We start from the raw sequence: 19116 nt of genomic DNA on the forward strand, positions 1-19116 counted from the left end.
TTCTGTTTCTTTGATATTTCAAAACCGGATCACCGGACCACCTCCACTTTCTTGACCGACTGGTTCCAGCCGGTGGAAAGTATCACCAGGTAAAGCCCCGAGGGAGCGGGTTTCCCCTTGTCATCCTTCAGGTCCCAGTACCCGCCGGGATTGCCGCCGGTCACCGGCAGCGATGACGGACGGGGCTGGCGCTGGCCCGGATATTCCCCGGCCAGCTGGGTGCCGTAATCCATCTGTCGCAGCATCCTGCCGTCCAGGGTATAGACCCGGATGCTTACGTTGTAGGAATCCCGGGCCAGGAAATAGGGCAGGTAAATTCCGGCGGCGTCCGGCTTGGCAGGGTTGGGATAAGGTTCCAGCAGCTGGTCACTCTCCGGCAGCACCACTTCGGGTGCGGTGTAATTCAACGACGCCAGCCAGTCCGGGATGCCCCACCCGATGCGGTAGGCGTCATAAAGGTCCAGCACCGTTCCGTTGTTGTTGTCTATGTAGTAACGGTGGCCTGACGTGATAGCGGCAAACTGGCTCTGGTCGGTGCCGATGCTTTCGGGATGGGCCAGGTATGTTTCTACTGTATAGCGGTTACTGCCGCTGTGTTTCAATGCGTCCATCACCTGTTTGGGGCCCCAGGATGGATGCGCCTCCAGCAGCAGGGCGCACAGGCCAGCTGTCAGGGCGCAGGCCCCTGAAGTGCCGGTGCTGGTGACTATCTGGCTGTAGTTCACTGTATCCCGGTTATTTGCATAATAGGTCTGCCAGGCGGCGGCCACATCAGGTTTTATTCTGCGGATCAAGACTGAATCAGCTCCGCCAAAACGCTGTATTTTTATGCTGTCAGCCGCCGGACCGGTAGATGCTCCGTCCCCGATCGAAGGATTGGCCCATAGCCTATCGGTAGCTCGCACACCGCCCACCGCAATGACGCTGTCGCCGTCGGCTGGGGCAACTATGCATGTGTCGGGTCTGGTATTGGTAGAGACATTTCCATTTGAGTTCAGCACCACGATTCCCCGGGAGACCGCACTGTCGGCGGCCCGGCTGCAAAAGGCCGCATCCCCGTTCATTTGGCTGTAGGTATAAGAAGACCTTACGGTGGTATCTGCCCATTGCCTGTATCCCAAAGAGCTGGTGGCCACATCAACACCCAGGCTATCCCCCCACTGCAAAGCCGCCACCCACCAATCCTCTTCTTGATAGATGTCCGCACGAGTCCCATTGTAGGAATAATATTTTTCTGTCTTAGCCAGCACGAAATCGGCATTGTAGGCGCTGCCTATCAGGGATCCGCTCTTATATCCGCCGACAATGGAGAGCATCCCGGTGCCGTGGTTGGTTTGTTCCCTGGTGATGTCCTGATCCAATTCAAAGGAAGTGATGCTGTCTGGCCTATGATAAGACAAGGTATCACCGTACTGGTCTCGTGCAGGAACAGTCCTCTGAAAATCCCGTTCGGCCACCACGCTGGTCCTTAAGAGGGTCTCGTGCTGGCGGTCAAAACCGGTGTCAATGATCAGGATCCGGATGCCGCTGCCGGTGTAGCCTTTGGCGTGGAGTTGGTCTATGTTCAACATTTTTATCTGGGCATCGGAAGAACCATAATCCAGGGCCGGCAGTGATTTTGGGCTGACCGGCTTGGCGGTTTTAAAGTCGTTTTCGGCCTTAAATCGGGCCACCAGATCGAGCTTGGAGACATATGGCAGCTGAACAAGATTTGTTATTTGGTCGGCGCTGGCCACAATGCTGACTGCGTTCAACCAGGGGCTGACCACCCTCAACTTGGCCCCGGAATTCTTGATGGCCTCAATGTACTTGCCTGATACCGGCAGGTCGCCAAAACTAAGGGCCCGGCCCAGCTTCTGGCGGCGGTCCAGGGATCTTTTCTCCAGTGTACTTTTGTAAACTGAACCCTGTTTGTCGGCCAAAGTCACCCAACAAACATATTCTGTTCCCTTGGCTCCCCGGCCGATGGCCTGCTGCAGGGAAGGGGAGATCTTCTGGGCCGAAGCCGGAGCATTGAACAGCAGGGCTGAAATACCCGCCAGGATCAGCATCTGAATTTTTGCGGTTTTCATTCGGCACCGATCTTTATTCTATTGATCTTATTGTTAATGGAAAAACACCCCCGGTTAAACGGCAAAACACCGAAGACCATGGTTTTTCTTCGGTGTCATTTCTTTTTGCCGAACAACCCCCCCAAAACCCCTTTCTTTTCCGGTTCGGGCTTGGGCGGTTCCGCCGCCACAGGCTTGGGCGCCGGAACGGGAGCGGGCGGAAGCGGAGCCTGGGGCTTTTCCTCGGGCGGGGCCGGCTTTACGGCCGGCAGAACTTTAATCAGGCCCGAAGACAGCAGCCCGTAAAGGACCTTGCAGGTCTCAAAATCTCCCAGGTGGGAATCCTTGATGATCTGGGTGATGGGCCGGGAGCCGTCCACCGTGGCCAGCACCTTCCATTCCAATGGCTGCAGCTGGATGTCCTCGGTGCCGGCCGGCGGCTTTTCCTCGATGGTCAGGATCATATCCAGCGAGGGGATCAGTTTCTGGATGTCATCCCATTCGTCTATCTGCCGGGCCGCCTCCAGCACCAGGTGCATGATGGGGGCCTGGACGTTGTGCTGGTCCACCGTCTCGTCGGGCTTGAAGATGAACGATCCCTTGCGCCAGCGCAGGATCCGGGTAATGGCGCTGTCCCCCAGAATGTCTCCGGCCGAGGCGGACACCCCGGTGCCTTCCTCAAAGAATATGGCCCCCTTGTCGCTTTCGGTGGACACGTTCAAGACCCCGGTCTTCTTGCCCAGGCTGATAAGCTGCAGGATGTCGGCCAGATCAAAATCTTTTAAATTGCCTTCTAGTCCCATTGCTGCCAGTTGATTTTTATTTGGTGGTGAAGATTAGTATGCCCAGACCCGCCCCCAGCAGGTCGGCGGTCAGATCCTTGAAACAAAAATGATTGCCGGGGCGGGAAGCGTCGCGGGTTTCCTTGGCCAGGCCCCAGCCCAGGCTTATTCCCGCCGCCAGGTTCCTGGATGATGCTCCTGTTTCCCGCTGCTCGTAACGCAGCAGGTGATAGCTGAAACCCACCAGGGCGGCGCTTACCGCCAGATGCGAAACCTTGTCCCGGGCCAGCCAGCGGTCATTGTAAATCTTTTCTTCAGTTCCCTGCCCCTGAAGCCTTCCTCCCCCGGCCAGGACCAGGACCGCCAGGGCCAGAATGAACGCCGGGTATTTCAAAATCCCAGTCCCAGCGAGAACCTGTGGCTGGTGCCCAGGTCATAATCGTGGGGCACGAAGGCGTAATCGAAGGAATAGCCCCGCCACTTCAGTCCCAGCCCGGCGCTGAAGCTTTCGCTGGAATGACCGGTCTTGTACCCCAGCCTCAGGGCCGCCTGGTCCCGCCAGAGATATTCCAGCCCGGTCCGGACCTGCCAGGCGGCGTCTATGGCCTTGACCGCATCCAGAGCCAGCAGGCCCCGTCCGTTGAACAGCGTCTTGTCAGGGCTGAACCCGGCGCCGACCTTGAAGGTGGTGGGTTGTTTGTAAAGCTCTTTGTCAAGTTTGAAGCGCGGCCCCAGGTTGTCTATGGTGCCGGCCAGGTCCAGCCCCAGTTCTTTGATCCTGATGTCGATGCCGGCCTGCAGATTGTAGCCGTAGCCGGTGTTCAGATAGATCTTTTCGTAGAGCCTCCGGTAGGAAATCCCCAGGGCCAGTTCCGGGATGGGAGAAAAGGCGTAGGAGAGCCCGGCAAAAAGATCGTAGGCCTGGTACTGGGCTATGGGATCCTCGGCCGGCAGATCCTCCCTTAAGGGGATATCCCCGGTGGACAGCATCCGGGCCGCTGCCCCCAGCCGGTGCCGGCCAAAACTATAGGCGTAATAGATCTCATCCACCGAGGTCTCGGCTATCCACTGGTGGTGCTGAAAATGAAGGCTGTGGTTGGTGGGAACGGCCGCCAGCCGGGCGGGGTTCCAGTAGCAGGCCGAGGCATCGGAAATCACTGCGATCCCGGCATCGGCCATCCCGGCTGCCCTGGCTCCGGCCCCGATCTTTAAGAACGACAGCGCTGTGTTGCCGGTAGTCTCGGCCGAAGCTGTTGCTGCCAGCAGTAAAATGATGGTTGAGATTATGGCGGTTGGTTTGATCATAACATCTCCCTTGGCAATAGCATTGATAATAGGTTGCCGCAAAGCTGTCAGAAATGATTGCTCCTACCTTAAAATGCTATATCTTCTCCCGAATGCTATTGGTTAAGGGTTGTTTTTTCTGTTTTTTGTGGGGCTCCTGGGATCAGGTTTTCCGGCAAATGAGATTACCGCCCCAGCAGATAATTGGATCCGTAGCTTCCCGGGCTGTTGTACTCGAACTGGATCATTAAATTTTGGGAGGGCTGGTATTTAAGCCCGAATGAAGGCAGGAACATCCCCTGGCGGCGGTTGTCGAGCTGGTAGGCCGATTTGTTGAAGGCCGCCGGCAGATAGCTGTAGGCCAGGTCCAGTTTAAGTTCCAGCTTTTGGGAAAGCTGGTAATTCAAGGTGTTGCGGTAGGTGTTTGACAGCAGGCTGGCCTTCCCCGAGGAGGCGTAGCCCATGGAAAAACTCTGCTGCATGGTGAACCGGGAAGTGTCGAACAAATTCCCCAGCCCGGTGTTCAGGTTGTTGACCCCGCTGAAATCCAACGGGCCGGTTTGGGCTGCGGCCAGGGAGACTAGGAACATAGAAGCCAAAAGAAATAATTTGATCTGTTTCATTTTTTATCTCCTTCAGAGCTTTTATTGGCGGCGGGGGAAGGCGCTGGTGTTGGTATGGCGACGATTTTGTCGGAATCGGCCTTGGCGCTTTTGTTGTATTCGGAGCTTCTGTATTCGGTGGCATAGAATCCGGCTCCTTTGAAAATAAAACCAGAACCGGTTCCTATCAAACGTTCCACCTGACCGCTGCAGACCGGGCAGGAATTGAGCGGAAGGGCTTTTATGGACTGAAGTTCTTCAAACCGGTGGCCGCATTTTATGCATTGGTATTCGTAGGTCGGCATTATTATCTTCCTAAAAGATTAAGTATACTATTTACAAGGCCTTAAGTCAATATAGTTTGAATTTTTAAGGAACATTCATAAGATAATATACCACTTATTCCGGGTTAATACAAGGTTAGAAAAAACTGGGCTATATTTTTATATGATTACATCTTGACAAGCGCCGTTTATGGGAGTATCATAAATAATTGCTTTTTCGGGTAATTTTAAAGCTAAAATCTAATAATAAGGAGATCTATGAAAAAAGTTTTTGTCATTTTAACGGCCTTCTGCCTTTTGGCGCTGGCCGGGCCGGGCCGGGCGGAAAACAACCGGGCTACCACCAACCCCTACCTTAAGGGGGTAGTGATATTCAAACTCAAGACGCACCCCGTCCTGGATGCCAAGGGTTTCTCCTGCGGGGTACCGCAGGTGGATGACGTGCTGCAGCAACATGGCCTGGATAAGCTAAAAATGCTATATCCCCATAAGAGTCTAGCCAAGAGTAACTCCGGACAGGGTCTTTCCAGGATCTGTCAGGCCAAGGTTTCGGGGACCGCCGACATCATGGCCCTTTGCACCCAGTTGAAAAACACCGGCCAGGTGGAGTATGCCGAACCGCGTTACGGCTATAAAATGGAGACCACTACACCTAACGATCCGTCTTACGGCAGCCAGTGGTTCCTGGGCAAGATCCAGGCCGGTGACGCCTGGGACATCTCAACAGGGGATACCACCGTCTGGATCGGCATCGTGGACTGCGGGGTCCAGGTGACCCACCCCGACCTGGCCGCCAATATCTGGATCAACCCGGTGGAGGATATCAACCACAACGGAAAGCTGGACAACTGGCCCAGCACTTACGACAGCCTGGGTGTCTTCGGCGACATCGACAGTCTGGATAATGACGGTAACGGCTACAAGGACGACATCCGGGGCTGGGACTTTGCCGGGCCGGACATTGCCGTAACCGCCCCGGCCGGGGACAACGACCCAAATGTTTATGATGATAACAATGACCACGGAACGCATGTGGCCGGGGACGCCTCGGCCGTGACCAATAACGGGACCGGCGTGTCCGGCATTGGCTGGAGTTGCAAAGCTATGGCCATCAAATGCAGCTACGATAATGATTACACCGCCACCGGTGGCAAGTCTTACATTTATTTCGGCTACGACGGGATCGCCTATGCCGCCGAGAACGGAGCCAAGGTCATCAACTGCAGCTGGGGCGGCTCGGGCTACAGCCAGTTCGCTCAGGATATCATCAATTATGCATGGGAAGCTGGTTCGGTAATTGTCTGCGCGGCCGGGAACGACGCCGTCTCTGCCCCCCACTACCCATCGGCCTACAATAACGTGGTTTCTGTGGCCGCCACCACTTCTTTGGATGCAAAATCATCCTTCTCAAATTACGGCACCACCATTGATGTCTCAGCCCCGGGCTCTGCCATACTGAGCACTGCATACTCCAACTCTTATGACTCCTGGGACGGCACTTCCATGGCCAGCCCGGTGGCGGCCGGCGTGGCCGGCCTGATCTGGGCCAATAATCCAACCTGGAACAACACCCAGGTGGCCACCCAGCTGATCATGACCACCGACAACATAGACGCCCTGAACCCGGCTTACGCCGGGTTGCTGGGCACCGGCCGGATCAATGCTTACAAAGCGTTGACCGTCACACCAGTACCCTTGGTCAAATACCAATCCCACCTGGTCACCGACGGAGGCAACGGCATAGCCGAGGCCGGAGAGTCCGTTTTCCTGTCCCTGTCTCTGAAAAACTGGTGGGGCGATGCCGCTTCGGTAAGCGCAGCTATCCATAGCACCGACTATGCGGTCACTATCAATACCAGCACCGCCGGCTACGGGGCCATTAACGGCGGCTTCACCAATTCCGTTTCCAGCTTTGATTTCACAGTGGACAACACCGCTCTGCCACACTGGGCCATGTTCATTGTGGACATCACCGCCGATGCCGAAAGCCGCACCGACACCTTCTACGTCCAGATAGAGCGTTCGCCGATCCTGCTGCTGGACGACGATACCGGAGCCCGCAATGTTGACACTCTTTACAGCAAATCCATCTCCAAGCTGGGATATTTTTACGACCGTTACGACCGTTCTCAAAGAGGCGCACCGGATACCTCCCTGTTAAAGTCGTATAACACCGTCATCTGGCTCTGTGAATGGGCCTCCCCCACCCTGGACTCCATGGACCGGGCCGCACTGCGGACTTTTCTTGACCAAGGCGGCAATCTCTACCTCTCCGGTCAGGACATCGGCTGGGACCTGGCCGACCCCACCGGACTGCCCGATAACCAGTATAACGCGGAGACAGAGGCTTTTTATCAGGATTACCTCCATGCCACTTACGGCGGCGACCACAGCGCAATAACCTCAATTTTGGGGGTAACCGGTGATCCGATAAGCAACGGCCTGGCTTTCTCGATCCTCCAGCCCTACGGCATCTCCCAGTATTATGATTATTTCACCCCCCGGGCCGGGGCCGATTCAATTCTTAGATACTCCGGGTTCACTTCGGGCCTGGCCGGGGTCAAATATTCCGGGGCCTACAAGGTGATCTACACCGGTTTCGGCTTTGAAGCCATCACCTCGGAAACGGTAAGGGACACGGTCATGGACCGGATGGTAAAATGGTTCATGGGCGACATCCAGATAGCCCATACCCCGCTGACCGACACCGAAGACACCTTGTCCCCCTATCTCGTCCAGACCACCGTAACCTCCAGCGCCGGAGTGGCCCAGGTCTACCTGTACTGGGATGACGACGGCACCCTGCCCTACGCCAACCGGACCCTGATGACCGACATGGGCGGCGGACTTTACCAGGCTTCCATTCCGGCCCACAGCGGAGCCCGGATAGATTATTTCATTTACGCCCTCAACAACAACGGGCTTAACAAGACCCTGCCGGGTGGGGCCCCCTACAATTATTACTCCTTCTACGCCGGACCCGACCCCTATGCCCCGGTGATAACCCACAACACACTGACCAACACCATCAACCTTTCCGGGCCATACAAGGCCAGCGCCACCATCACCGACAATTACGGGGTGTTTCCGGATTCCGGATACATCCATTACAAGGTGAATTCGGGTTCGGAATATCCCCCGGTCCAAATGACCTCGGTTGGCAGCAGTTTTTCCGGGAACATCATTCTGCCGGCCCACCTATACACCGGCGACACAGTCTATTACTACATCACGGCGGTGGATACCTCCAGCATGCATAACACCGGACGCAGCCCGGCCAGCGGCTATCATTCCTTCGTAACGGTCGATTCGGCATTGGTGACGAATTTCGACAGCCCGGCGATGCTGGCCTTATTCGATACCCTGGCCGGCACCAACCCCTGGAGGACATATATTACCGGACCGCGCTCCGCCCCTAACTGCATGCGGACTGGAACCACCAATTACCCCGTCAATTCCAGCCTTGTACTGCAGCTTAAAACTGACTATGGTTACAATTTGGATGCTTACGCTGATAACAGCAGGTGGGTTAACCTTTATATGTGGTCCAAGGGGATAATCGGTGCCGGTGACAGCGCTTTCGTAGAAGCATCCAAGGACGGAAGCACCTGGACCACTCTTAAGGCCAGGACCTCTCTGAAATCATCCTGGGCTTTGGATACTATTGCAGTAAATCCCATCTTTTCGACCAAGGGCTCCAACGACAGTATTTTATTCAGGATGCGGCTCAAGTCGGACGCTGCCACAACTGCCTTCGGTTGGGTGGTGGATGACGTCTATCTCAAGGTCCAGCCCGTGTTAGGCATAACCGGCGGACTGCCGGGCACTTTGAAACCGCTGGTGCTGGCCCTTTTCCAGAACAACCCCAATCCTTTCGGGGCGGGCACCACCATATCCTACCAACTGCCTGCCGAGAACAGGGTCGCCCTTAAAGTGTACAACGTGGCCGGCCAGCTGGTGCGGACGCTGGTGAACTCCAAGCAGCCGGCCGGAAGCTATTCCGTCAAATGGGACGGCCGGGATGACGGCCGGCGCCAGTTGGCTGCCGGGGTCTACCTTTACCGGCTGGAGGCCGGAGAGTCAAGATTTACCAAGAAGCTGGTAATGATAAAGTAGTCTGACCTGGAAACAAAAAATCCCCCCGCCGCACTTCGACTATGCTCAGTGTCCAGCGGGGGGATTTTTATTTTTCCGGAATAATTACAGTCTTACTCTTTTTCCTCTGGGCCGTGCTCATGAGCTGCCTCGGAAAGTTTCAGTCCCGGCCTTCCCTGCTTGACCAGATAATCATTGACGGCCGCCCGGATCCCGTCCTCGGCCAGCACCGAACAGTGGGTCTTGACCGGGGGCAGGCCGTCCAGGGCCTCGGTCACCGCTTTATTTGTGACCTGCAAAGCCTCTTCGATGGTCTTGCCCTTCACCAGCTCGGTGGCCATGCTGGAGGTGGCTATGGCCGCCCCGCAGCCAAAGGTCTTGAACTTGACGTCGGTCACCACGTCCTTGTCTATCTTCAGCATGATCTTCATCATGTCCCCGCAGACCGGATTGCCCACCATTCCCACCCCGTCGGGGTTCTCGATCTCCCCCATGTTGCGAGGATTCATGAAGTGATCCATCACCTTTTCACTGTACATCTGTATCTCCGTTCCTTATTAATGTGCCCTGCATTCTATTACATTTGATGCCGAAAGTCAACTTAAGGATTCAGGCTGAGAATCCGCTGATCGTCTTCCGCAGTTCCTGAACCGCCTGTCCTATATCCCCGGCCTTGGTGACGGCGGTGACCACCGCGATCTTCCCGGCCCCGGCCTGCAAGACCTCCTGGATGTTGGACCGGTTGATACCCCCCATCACCGTGAATGGAATCTTCAGCTGCGGAGCAATTTCTTTGATGGCCTCCGGCCCCAGCGGTTTCATGGAAAGTTCCTTGGTCTGGGTGGCAAAGATGGGGCCGATGTTGACGTAATCCGCCCCCTGCTCCTGGGCTTTCAAAGCCTCTTCCAGGTTGTGGGTGGAAACGCCTATTATCAATTCGGGGGCCAGTTCTTTTGCGGCAGCCGGCGGCAGGTCGTCCTGTCCCAGGTGCACCCCGTCGGCCCCGCAGGCCAGGGCTATGTCCAGGTGGTCGTTGATGATCAGCAGCACCCCGGCCTTGGACGTCTTTTGCCGGAAGGCATGCGCCAGATGGTAAAGATCTTTTTTGGAGATGTGCTTTTCCCGCAGCTGGACTATCCTGGCGCCCCCGGCTATCAGGCCATCAAGGACCTCCAGGTCGGTGCGGCCCAGGGACAGCCCCTGGTCGGTGACCGGATAGAGATCTATTTGCTGAAAGGCTTTCAGCCGTTGACTTTTACTTTCCATTTTCTATTTTTATATTCTGCCCTTGATTTTCGTTTTGTTTTTCAAATCCAGAATCCCAGTCCTTCCACACCGTATCGTACCCTTTTTGTCTGATGCTCGCCGCTACCTCCTCCACCGGCCGGTCGTCGCAAACGTTGAACTGCCCTTCGGCCGGCTGGCCCTGCTCGTCTAGGTTGTTACCGAGCCTGTCGAGGTAACCGCCCGGGGCGGTCTTGGACCCGGCGCTCATTTTGGTGATGCCCAGGCCTATCAGGTTGTCCCGCAGTTCCGCCGGTTCCCGGGTGGAAAGCACCAGTCCGGCGTCGGGCAGCATCAGCCTGAAGGCGCAGATCATCTGCACCAGCTCCTGGTCGCTGACGGGGAACTCCGGGCGGTACCCCCCGGCCGCCGGCCTTAAGCGGGGAAAGGAGACGGAGATCTGGCTCTTCCAGTAATGCTTCATCAGGTAGGCGGCGTGGTGCATCAGGTAATGCGATTCCACCCGCCAGTCGTTCAGCCCCAGCAGCGACCCCAGTCCGATCTGCCGGAAGCCCGCCGCCGCGCCCCTCTCCGGGGCCCCCAGCCGGTACTGGTAATCGCGCTTGGGCCCGGCCGGATGGACAATGGAGTAAAGGTCTTGGTCGTAGGTCTCCTGGTAAATGGCCAGCCCGTCTATTCCCGCCTGGTAAAGCCGCGCGTAGTCCGGTGTATCCATGGGGTATACTTCTATGGACAGGGACGGGAACATTCCCTTCAGGTCGCGGGCGGTCGCCTCCAGCAGTTCGACGCTTACCTCGGCCGGGCATTCACCGCTCACCAGCAATAGTTGGGAGAGGTGCTGGTTCTTTATCAGCCGGGCTTCGGACAAAATCTCCCCGGGACCAGAGGTCCGGCGGTTGACCTTATTGTGGACGTTGAACCCGCAATAGACGCAGGAATTGCTGCAGTAGTTGGAGATGTACAACGGGGCGTACAACTGGATGGTTTTGCCGAAGCGCCGGGTGGTGATGGTTTTGGCCAGTTGGGCCATGGGTTCCAGCAGTCCGGCGGCGGCCGGAGACACCAGAATGGAGATATCTTCGGGACGGGGGACAGCTCCGGAACCGAGGGCTTCCAGCAGGGCCTTGACCTGCCCGGTAGTGACGTTCTGGTGGTCTTTTTTTATCCGGGAACTGTCCAGGGAACCTATTATTTCGTGGAACGGACTCATCTCAAAAAACCGGTCAACGGGCTGGAAGCGGAGGCGGCCTCGCCCTCGGACATTGGCCCGGCTTCCAGTCCGGCCAGGGACGACTCCACCGCCAGCTTGAACGATCTGGCCATCTGCACCGGATCCTGGGCCGCCGCCACCGCGGTGTTCAACAACACCGCATCGGCCCCCAGCTCAAAGGCCTGGCAGATGTGGGAGGGCAGGCCCAGCCCGGCGTCCACCACCACCGGCACCGTGGCCTGCTGGATGATGATCCGGATCTGGTCGGCGGTCTTGATCCCCCGCCCCGAGCCGATGGGCGAGCCCAGCGGCATCACCGCCGCGCATCCCGCCTCCTGCAGGCGCTTGGCCAGCACCGGGTCGGCATTGATATAGGGCAGCACGATGAAGCCTTCCTTGATCAGGATCTCCGCCGCCTTCAGCGTCTCCACCGGATCGGGCAGAAGATAATTGGGCTCGGGGGTCACCTCCAGCTTCAGCCAGTTCCAGCCGGAAGCCGCCCGGGCCAGCCGGGCAATGCGGACCGCCTCTTCGGCGTCGCGGGCCCCGGAGGTGTTGGGAAGCAGCAGGTATTTTTTCTGGTCGATGTGGGAGATGATGTCATCCTGGGGGTTGTCGAATTCCACCCGGCGCAGGGCCACGGTCACGATCTCGGCCCCCGAGGCCTCCAGGGCCCGGGCCATGACGGCGGAGCTGGAGAACTTGCCGGTGCCCAGGAACAGGCGCGACCTTATCGCTCTCCCGGCGATCACCAATGGTTTCAGCATATTTTTATTTTTGATTTCTTGCCCTGAGCGGGGCCGAGGGGTTGATTTTTGATTTATTACCCTGAGCGGTTAGGCTGAGTTTATCGAAGTCGTGTTGAAGCCAGTGTCGAAGGGTTAGTCATCCCCCGCCCACCAAGCGCACTATCTCCAATGTATCACCTTCGGCAAGTTTGGTCTCATCATACAGGTCTTTCTTTACAATAGATCCGTTGAGCTCCACCACCAAAGGCTTTCCCAGCAGAGCGTGCATTTTCAGCAGGTCGGCGATCGTATCTCCCCCGGGTGTTTCGGTATCTTTTCCGTTTAATTTTATCTTCATGATCTCATCATTTGATGGCAGGGATTTGAGTATACGACTATTGACGGCAGTTGTCAATACCGGCTTCCTGGGGCGTCCGGCCTCAGATTTCACCCCCGGATAATTGACTTAATTTGCCGGGAATGTTAAAATTGAAAGATGCTTAAAATAAAACTGAAAAAAGTGGAATGGCTCTACCTGGGGTTCGTTTCGGGCTTGAGCCTGCTGACCCTGCTGAACCTGCCCCGGCTCAAAGGCTGGCCCTGGATATTCCTGATCTACGGGCTGACCTTAGGGGTTTACGGCTTGGTGATCTGGCTGGACACCCGCCGGCCCTGCAAGTTCTTTGAGCTGCTGCGGCGCTGGGCGCCATTCGCCGGCATCCTTCCGGTATTTCAAAGCCTGGGACACATCATCCAGTACATCCGGCCGGACCTGGACGGCTATCTGATCAGGATCGACTACGCCATGTTCGGGGTTCATCCCACCGTCTGGCTGGAGAGCCTGACCGCGCCCTGGATGGTGGATGTGCTGGCCCTGGCCTATTCCAGCTATTACTTTCTGCCGGTGGTCCTGGCTTTATTCCTGCATTTCGACAATAAGCACCACGAGCTGGAGCACATGTTCCTGGCGGTGACCATCGGGTTCTTCATCTCCTACCTGGGATACCTGCTGGTGCCGGCCATCGGGCCCCGCTTTACCCTGACCGGCAGCCAAGCGGCCCCGGTCAAGGGGTTGTTCTGGGGAAACCAGATCCTTGATTTTCTGACCGCCAACGAATTCAACAAGCGGGACTGCTTCCCTTCGGGCCACACCGGGATAACCCTGATCGTGCTCTATTATGCCCACGCCCATCACAAAAAACTTTTCGCGGTAATGCTTCCAGTGGGGATCTTGCTGATCGTGGCCACGGTGTTCCTGCGGCTGCATTACGTGATCGATGTCATCTTTGGGTTTGTGCTGGCGGCCCTGGCCATTTTGATAGCCGAGATATGGAACCCGCAGTTTTTAAGAAACAAGAAGTAACTTTGAGAAAGCCGCCCGTAATAAGGGCGGCTTTTTTGACCTAACCCCTGCCCTCTTTCGTTTGCAGCAATATATTGCTTAACTCAGTGCAGGCTCTTCCCCAGTGGAGAAGTGGGTTTATTCATTGATTAAGCTTTTTCTCGTAATCCCGGTAGGTCTTATAGACCCTGGCCCCCACCGCCTCGCCCAGCCGGTTCATCATCAGGTTGTTCTCCAGCACCCAGGAAAGCTCCCCGGTCTTGGTGCCCTTTTTAACGGCGTTCTCTATCACCCGGCTCACCAGTCCGGCCTCGATGCCCCTTTTCTGGTAATCCTTTATCACTCCGGCGGTCATCACCCGGGTATGGGTTATTTTGCTTTTGTGCCAGAGGAATTTAATTATTTCCAGCGGGCCCATCTTTCCGTTGAGCCGCTTGATGGCATAATTGTAATCCGGCAAAGCCCACAGCGAGCCCACCGGCTTTTCCCCGTCAAAGGCAAAGATCACGTAATCCGGCTCCACTATGTCCTTGAAGCTTTTGGCATAATGGTCTATCTCGGCCTCGGTCAGGGGAACGAAGCCCCAGTTCTGGCTCCAGGCCTGGTTGTAGACCTCCTTGAATATCTTGACCTCCTGCTCGAACACCTTTTTATTGATGGAGCGGAAGGTGATCCCCTTTTGTTCGCACCGCCGGGCCAGCATTTTGATCCGGTCGCGGTCGATGTGCTGGACGTCCAGGAAATAGGCCAACAGGTCCATGACCTTGGCGTATCCGCAGGCTTCGACCAGGGCCGGATAGTACGGCGGGTTGTAGGTCATCTCTATCACCGGGGGGCGGTCAAAGGCGTCTATCAGCAGGCCGGCGGTATCGTTGGTGGTGAAATTGAACGGCCCCCGCACCGTGTCCATGCCGTTCTCCCGGGCCCATTTTTCCGCTGCGGCAAACAAGGCTTGGGCCACTTTGGGATCGTCCGCCGATTCAAAGAAGCCGAAGAAGCAGCATTTCTCGTGGTGGAACTTGTTGCTGTTGTCATCGATGTGGGCGCTGATCCGCCCCAGTGTCTCCCCGTTCCGGACGGCCAGGAAATAGGCGGCCCGGGCATGCTGAAAGAATGGGTTGTGCCCGGCATCCAGCATTTTTTTCTGTTCGGCGATCAGCGGCGGCACCCAGCTGCTGTTGTTCCGGTATATCGTCCAGGGCAGTTTTATGAATTGCTCCAGTTCCTTTTTCGATTCTACGGCCTTGACCATAATGTCGGACATGGGTTGTCTCCATCAGTTGCTGTGTTTTCTCGGATTAGCAGTGTAATAGATAAATCTGCGGCCATCTGCGAAATCTGCGGATGGGTTCGGTGTCTTTTACCTGATCATGTCTCCCAGCCGGTTGAACCGGATGTTCTCCCAGACCTTCCAGAACGGCTCGCCGTTCTCGGAATCCCAGGACCAGTAGATGAACACCGCCTTGCCCAGGATCAGGCTCTTGGGCAGCGGCCCCCAGAAGCGGGAGTCCAGGGAATTGTCCCGGTTGTCACCCATGGCAAAGACGCAGTCCTTGGGCACCACCACCGGTCCGAAATTATCCCGCACCGGCAGGTTCAGGAACTTGCGCTGTTCCCAGTCCCGCTGATAATCATTGCGCCAAAGCTCCGCCGACAGCATCTGGGGAAGGCTGATGCTTTCCCCCCAGGCCTTGTTCACGGCATAGGGCTCGTCCGGGCGTTGGCCGTTGACGTAAAGTTTCTTGTTCCGCACCTCCACCGTGTCCCCCTCCACCGCCACGCAGCGCTTGATGAAATCCCGCTTGTCCAAAGGATACTTGAAGACGATGATGTCCCCGGCCTTGGTCTGGCGCAGCGACGGCAGGATGGTCTTGTCGGTGAACGGAAGCTTGACCCCGTAGATGAACTTGTTGACCATCAAAAAGTCGCCCACCTGCAGGGTGTCCTCCATGGAGCCGGAGGGGATCTTGAAGGCCTGGATCACCAGGGCCCGGATGATCAGAGCCATCACCACCGCCCAGATCAAGGATTCGCCCCAGTCCCGGTACCATGACTTTTTTACGTTGTTCTGCCGAACGGCCATAATATTTCCTTATGTGTCGGGGTGTTTGATTTATGGTTCCGTGATTTGGATGTTCTGTGTTTCAGTACTTGTCTGCCGTTGGCCGAGTGGCCGGTGGTTTCGATGCATCAACTTCGCTCAGCACAAGTACATCCGGTGGTTGAGTGCCCCGCCTGGCTTCGATACGGCTGGACATTGAGTAGTGTAAACGTATCGAAATACCAGCCACTCAGCCGACGGCGGGGCGTATCGAAACCACCGGTCTACCAAAGCTTCCGCCCTATCCTCTGCAGCCGGAAACGGCGCCACAGGCTGGACAGCGGCATTTCCGACAGCCGGTCGAACGACCAGTAAACGAACAGGGCCCGGCCCCGGATAAGATTGCGGGGCAGCGGCCCCCAGAAACGTGAGTCAAAGGACTCATCGCGGTTGTCGCCCATCATGAAGAAGCAGTCCTTGGGGACCACTATTGGACCGAAATTGTCCCGCACCGCATAGGTCTGCAGCAGCTGCCGGTGTTCCCATTCCTTCTGGAACTGCCCCTGGGTCAGGGGCGGGTTCATCACCGGAACTGAAAAGCTGTCCCGGTGGATGGCGAAAGGCTCTTTCCGTTCCAGGCCGTTGACGTAAAGTCTTTTGTTCTTTACCTCCACCGTATCCCCGCCGGAAGCTATGCAGCGCTTGACCAGGTTGATCCCGTCCAGCGGGCTTTTGAAGACCACCACCTGGCCGGACTTGGGCGAGGTCAGGGGCAGGATGGATGTATTGGTGAATGGAATGTGCAGGCCGTAGCTGAATTTTTCGGCGATCAGCCAGTCTCCCGGCAGGATGGTGCTTTCCATGGAACCGGTGGGCACCTGGTAGGCTTCCAGTATGAAAGGGTTGATCACCAGTTTGACCACCAGCACCGCCCAGATCAGGGGCCACAGCCAGTCGTGCCAGAGTTTTTTGAAGGTGTATTTTTCTTTCATGTCTTAATTGAGTCCCTTTTGTTCTCTGTTTTATAGCATTGGTACCTTAGTGTCTTTGTGGTTATTAGAAATACTACGGAAGTCTCTCCGTTTTTGTTCCCTAAAACTTGTTCCTGTCGAACTTTACTTCCACCGCCCGGCCCTCGTCGTTGTACATGATGAAGATGTTCTTGAATCCCTGCTTTTCGGCCTCGGCTTTGGTCAGTTTATTGGGCACCAGGGCCGCCAGCCCGGCCAGGTCGGACTCCAGCTCCCCGTTCCTGGTCTTCAGCCTTTCCAGGTCCATGGACTGCTGGGTAATGAACATGAACTCCAGCACCGCCACCCAGGCCAACAATACTGCGGCCAGCAGGAAGGCCAGCTTGAACTTGTCGGAGAACAGATTTTGAAACATAATTTTGCAAATTTCTAAACTCAAAACTCTAAAACCTAAACAAATACTAATTTCAAATGTTAAAATCACTAATCAGTTTGAAGTATTTGAGATTTGATGATTTTGAGTTTGTTTAGAGTTTCGATATTGACATTTAGAATTTCCATTGATTTGCAATGGTATCTATTCGCTTTCCTCGTCGCCCACCTTCAGCACCGCCAGGAACGCCTCCTGCGGGATCTCCACGTTGCCCACCTGCTTCATCCGCTTCTTGCCCTCCTTCTGCTTCTCCAGCAGCTTGCGCTTGCGGCTGATGTCGCCGCCGTAGCACTTGGCGATCACGTTCTTGCGGTAGGGCTTGACGCTCTCCCGGGCGATGATCCGGCTGCCGATGGCAGCCTGGATGGCCACCTCGTACTGCTGGCGGTGGATGATCTTGCGCAGCTTCACCGCCAGGCGCTTGCCCCACTCCTGGGCGTGGTCCTTGTGGATGATGGCGGAGAGGGCATCCAGCGGGTCGCCGTTGATCAGGATGTCCAGCTTCACCAGGTCGGACTGGCGGTATTCCAGGAACTCATAATCCAGCGAGGCATAGCCCTTGGACAGGCTCTTCAGCTTGTCGTAAAAATCAAAGATGATCTCGGACAGCGGGAACTGGTAGAACAGCAGGGCCCGGGTGGGGTCCAGGTATTCCAGCTTCTGGTAGATGCCCCGCCGGTCCTGCCCCAGCTTCATGATGTTGCCGATGAACTCTGCCGGCACCACTATCTCGGCGTTGACGAACGGCTCCTCGATCTGCTCCACCTTGACCTCGTTGGGCAGGTCGGAGGGGTTGTCTATCACCAGCACCTGTCCGTCGGTCTGGATCACCCGGTACTCCACGTTGGGCACGGTGTTGATCAGCGACAGGTTGTATTCCCGCTCCAGCCGCTCCTGGACGATCTCCATGTGGAGCATGCCCAGAAACCCGCAGCGGAAGCCGAAGCCCAATGCGCTGGAGGTCTCGGGCTGGTAATGCAAAGCGGAATCGTTCAAGACCAGTTTTTCCAAAGCCACCCGCAGGTCGGGATACTGCTGGTTCTCGGTGGGATACAGCCCGGCGTAGACCATTGGCTTCACCTGCTTGTAGCCCGGCAGGGCCTCCGGAGCCGGGTTCCGGGCGTCGGTGACGGTGTCGCCCACCCGGGCTTCGGAGACGGTCTTGATCCCGCCCACCACGTAGCCCACCTCGCCCTGTTCCAGCGAAGCCTTGGGGTGCATCCCCATTCCCAGGGTGCCCACCTCGGTGACCTCGAATTCCTTTTGGTTGGAGAAAAGCCTGATCCTCATCCCCTTCTCCAGCCGGCCGTCCACGATCCGGATGTAGGGCACCGCGCCCCGGTAGACGTCGAAGATGCAGTCGAAGATCAGGGCCTTCAGCGGGGCCAGGGCCTCGCCTTTGGGCGCCGGCACCCGGACGATGATCTCCTCCAGCAGTTCCTGGATGCCCTGGCCCGTCTTGGCGCTGGCCAGAATTATCTCGGAGGGATCGCAGCCCAAAAGCTCCACTATCTGGACCCGGCATCTTTCCACCTCGGCCGAGGGCAGGTCTATCTTGTTGATCACCGGAATGATGGTCAGGTCGTGGTTGACGGCCTGGTAAAGATTGGCCACGGTCTGGGCCTCCACCCCCTGGGTGGCGTCTACAACTAAGATGGCTCCCTCGCAGGCGGCCAGGGAACGGGAGACCTCGTAGCCGAAGTCCACGTGGCCCGGGGTGTCTATCAGGTTAAAGACGTATTCTTCCCCGGATCTGGCCTTGTAGTTCATCCGGATGGGATGCATCTTGATGGTGATGCCCCGCTCCCGCTCCAGGTCCATGCTGTCCAGCACCTGCTCCTGCATGTCCTTCTTCATGATGGTGCCGGTTACCTCCAGCAGGCGGTCGGCCAGGGTGGATTTCCCGTGGTCTATATGGGCGATGATGCAGAAATTACGGATGTGATCCTGTGACAATTAACCTAGCTCCTTTTATGATGTCTTAAAACTTACGACTATTTTATAATCTACTGGCTACTGGCTACCGGATACTAGATACTGGATACTGG

At 56.5% G+C, this 19116-nt stretch carries 18 protein-coding genes; 2 read left to right on the forward strand and 16 right to left on the reverse strand.

The window, feature by feature from the left end:
- Positions 1-29: 29 nt before the first annotated feature.
- The 6 genes from Q7U71_00460 to Q7U71_00485 form a co-directional block, all read right to left on the reverse strand.
- On the reverse strand, positions 30-2072 hold the full coding sequence (locus Q7U71_00460; GenBank protein MDO9390231.1) for a S8 family serine peptidase: 2043 nt from the start codon (positions 2070-2072) through the stop codon (positions 30-32).
- A gap of 95 nt (positions 2073-2167) precedes the next feature.
- Entirely contained in the window at positions 2168-2854 is a 687-nt protein-coding gene (locus Q7U71_00465) for a DUF4388 domain-containing protein (GenBank protein MDO9390232.1), read from the reverse strand.
- Positions 2855-2870: 16 nt separating this feature from the next.
- On the reverse strand, positions 2871-3227 hold the full coding sequence (locus Q7U71_00470; protein MDO9390233.1) for a hypothetical protein: 357 nt from the start codon (positions 3225-3227) through the stop codon (positions 2871-2873).
- Complete coding sequence (locus Q7U71_00475; GenBank protein ID MDO9390234.1) at positions 3224-4138, reverse strand: PorV/PorQ family protein; 915 nt, start codon at positions 4136-4138, stop codon at positions 3224-3226. Before Q7U71_00475 ends, Q7U71_00470 begins: the two co-directional genes overlap by 4 nt.
- A gap of 164 nt (positions 4139-4302) precedes the next feature.
- Entirely contained in the window at positions 4303-4740 is a 438-nt protein-coding gene (locus tag Q7U71_00480; GenBank protein ID MDO9390235.1) for a hypothetical protein, read from the reverse strand.
- Positions 4737-5024, reverse strand: coding sequence for a zinc ribbon domain-containing protein (locus Q7U71_00485; GenBank protein ID MDO9390236.1), 288 nt, complete (start codon positions 5022-5024; stop codon positions 4737-4739). The genes Q7U71_00480 and Q7U71_00485 overlap by 4 nt, the downstream gene beginning before the upstream one ends.
- 237 nt (positions 5025-5261) lie before the next feature.
- On the opposite strand from Q7U71_00485, the gene Q7U71_00490 reads away from it, so the two are divergent.
- Complete coding sequence (locus Q7U71_00490; protein ID MDO9390237.1) at positions 5262-9119, forward strand: S8 family serine peptidase; 3858 nt, start codon at positions 5262-5264, stop codon at positions 9117-9119.
- A gap of 92 nt (positions 9120-9211) precedes the next feature.
- Here the strand turns inward: Q7U71_00490 and nifU are convergent, their stop codons facing one another.
- The 5 genes from nifU to thiS all read right to left on the reverse strand — a co-directional run bounded on the left by nifU (position 9212) and on the right by thiS (position 12639).
- On the reverse strand, positions 9212-9637 hold the full coding sequence (nifU, locus tag Q7U71_00495; GenBank protein ID MDO9390238.1) for a Fe-S cluster assembly scaffold protein NifU: 426 nt from the start codon (positions 9635-9637) through the stop codon (positions 9212-9214).
- Between the two features lie 70 nt (positions 9638-9707).
- The gene (gene thiE / locus Q7U71_00500; protein MDO9390239.1) at positions 9708-10364 is read right to left on the reverse strand and encodes a thiamine phosphate synthase; all 657 of its coding nucleotides are present in this window, start codon (positions 10362-10364) and stop codon (positions 9708-9710) included.
- Entirely contained in the window at positions 10354-11553 is a 1200-nt protein-coding gene (gene thiH / locus Q7U71_00505; protein ID MDO9390240.1) for a 2-iminoacetate synthase ThiH, read from the reverse strand. The genes thiE and thiH overlap by 11 nt, the downstream gene beginning before the upstream one ends.
- Positions 11550-12320: a thiazole synthase gene (locus Q7U71_00510; protein ID MDO9390241.1), complete on the reverse strand. Its 771-nt coding sequence runs from the start codon at positions 12318-12320 to the stop codon at positions 11550-11552. The genes thiH and Q7U71_00510 overlap by 4 nt, the downstream gene beginning before the upstream one ends.
- A 118-nt stretch (positions 12321-12438) precedes the next feature.
- Positions 12439-12639 carry a sulfur carrier protein ThiS gene (thiS, locus tag Q7U71_00515; GenBank protein MDO9390242.1) on the reverse strand — a complete coding sequence of 67 codons (201 nt, stop codon included), beginning with the start codon at positions 12637-12639 and terminating at the stop codon, positions 12439-12441.
- A 138-nt stretch (positions 12640-12777) separates the two neighbouring features.
- On the opposite strand from thiS, the gene Q7U71_00520 reads away from it, so the two are divergent.
- The gene (locus tag Q7U71_00520; protein ID MDO9390243.1) at positions 12778-13644 is read left to right on the forward strand and encodes a phosphatase PAP2 family protein; all 867 of its coding nucleotides are present in this window, start codon (positions 12778-12780) and stop codon (positions 13642-13644) included.
- Between the two features lie 121 nt (positions 13645-13765).
- Here Q7U71_00520 and Q7U71_00525 read toward each other — a convergent pair whose 3' ends face one another.
- The 5 genes from Q7U71_00525 to lepA all read right to left on the reverse strand — a co-directional run bounded on the left by Q7U71_00525 (position 13766) and on the right by lepA (position 19024).
- Positions 13766-14887, reverse strand: a complete 1122-nt coding sequence (locus Q7U71_00525; GenBank protein ID MDO9390244.1) for a hypothetical protein — start codon at positions 14885-14887, stop codon at positions 13766-13768.
- A 96-nt stretch (positions 14888-14983) separates the two neighbouring features.
- Positions 14984-15706 carry a signal peptidase I gene (gene lepB / locus Q7U71_00530; protein ID MDO9390245.1) on the reverse strand — a complete coding sequence of 241 codons (723 nt, stop codon included), beginning with the start codon at positions 15704-15706 and terminating at the stop codon, positions 14984-14986.
- A 242-nt stretch (positions 15707-15948) separates the two neighbouring features.
- Positions 15949-16656, reverse strand: coding sequence for a signal peptidase I (gene lepB / locus Q7U71_00535; GenBank protein ID MDO9390246.1), 708 nt, complete (start codon positions 16654-16656; stop codon positions 15949-15951).
- A 100-nt stretch (positions 16657-16756) separates the two neighbouring features.
- Positions 16757-17050: a hypothetical protein gene (locus Q7U71_00540; protein ID MDO9390247.1), complete on the reverse strand. Its 294-nt coding sequence runs from the start codon at positions 17048-17050 to the stop codon at positions 16757-16759.
- Between the two features lie 162 nt (positions 17051-17212).
- Positions 17213-19024 carry a translation elongation factor 4 gene (lepA, locus tag Q7U71_00545; GenBank protein MDO9390248.1) on the reverse strand — a complete coding sequence of 604 codons (1812 nt, stop codon included), beginning with the start codon at positions 19022-19024 and terminating at the stop codon, positions 17213-17215.
- Between the last annotated feature and the right edge of the window lie 92 nt (positions 19025-19116).

The organism is bacterium (genome assembly GCA_030655055.1).
Lineage (GTDB): Bacteria > Edwardsbacteria > AC1 > AC1 > EtOH8 > UBA5202.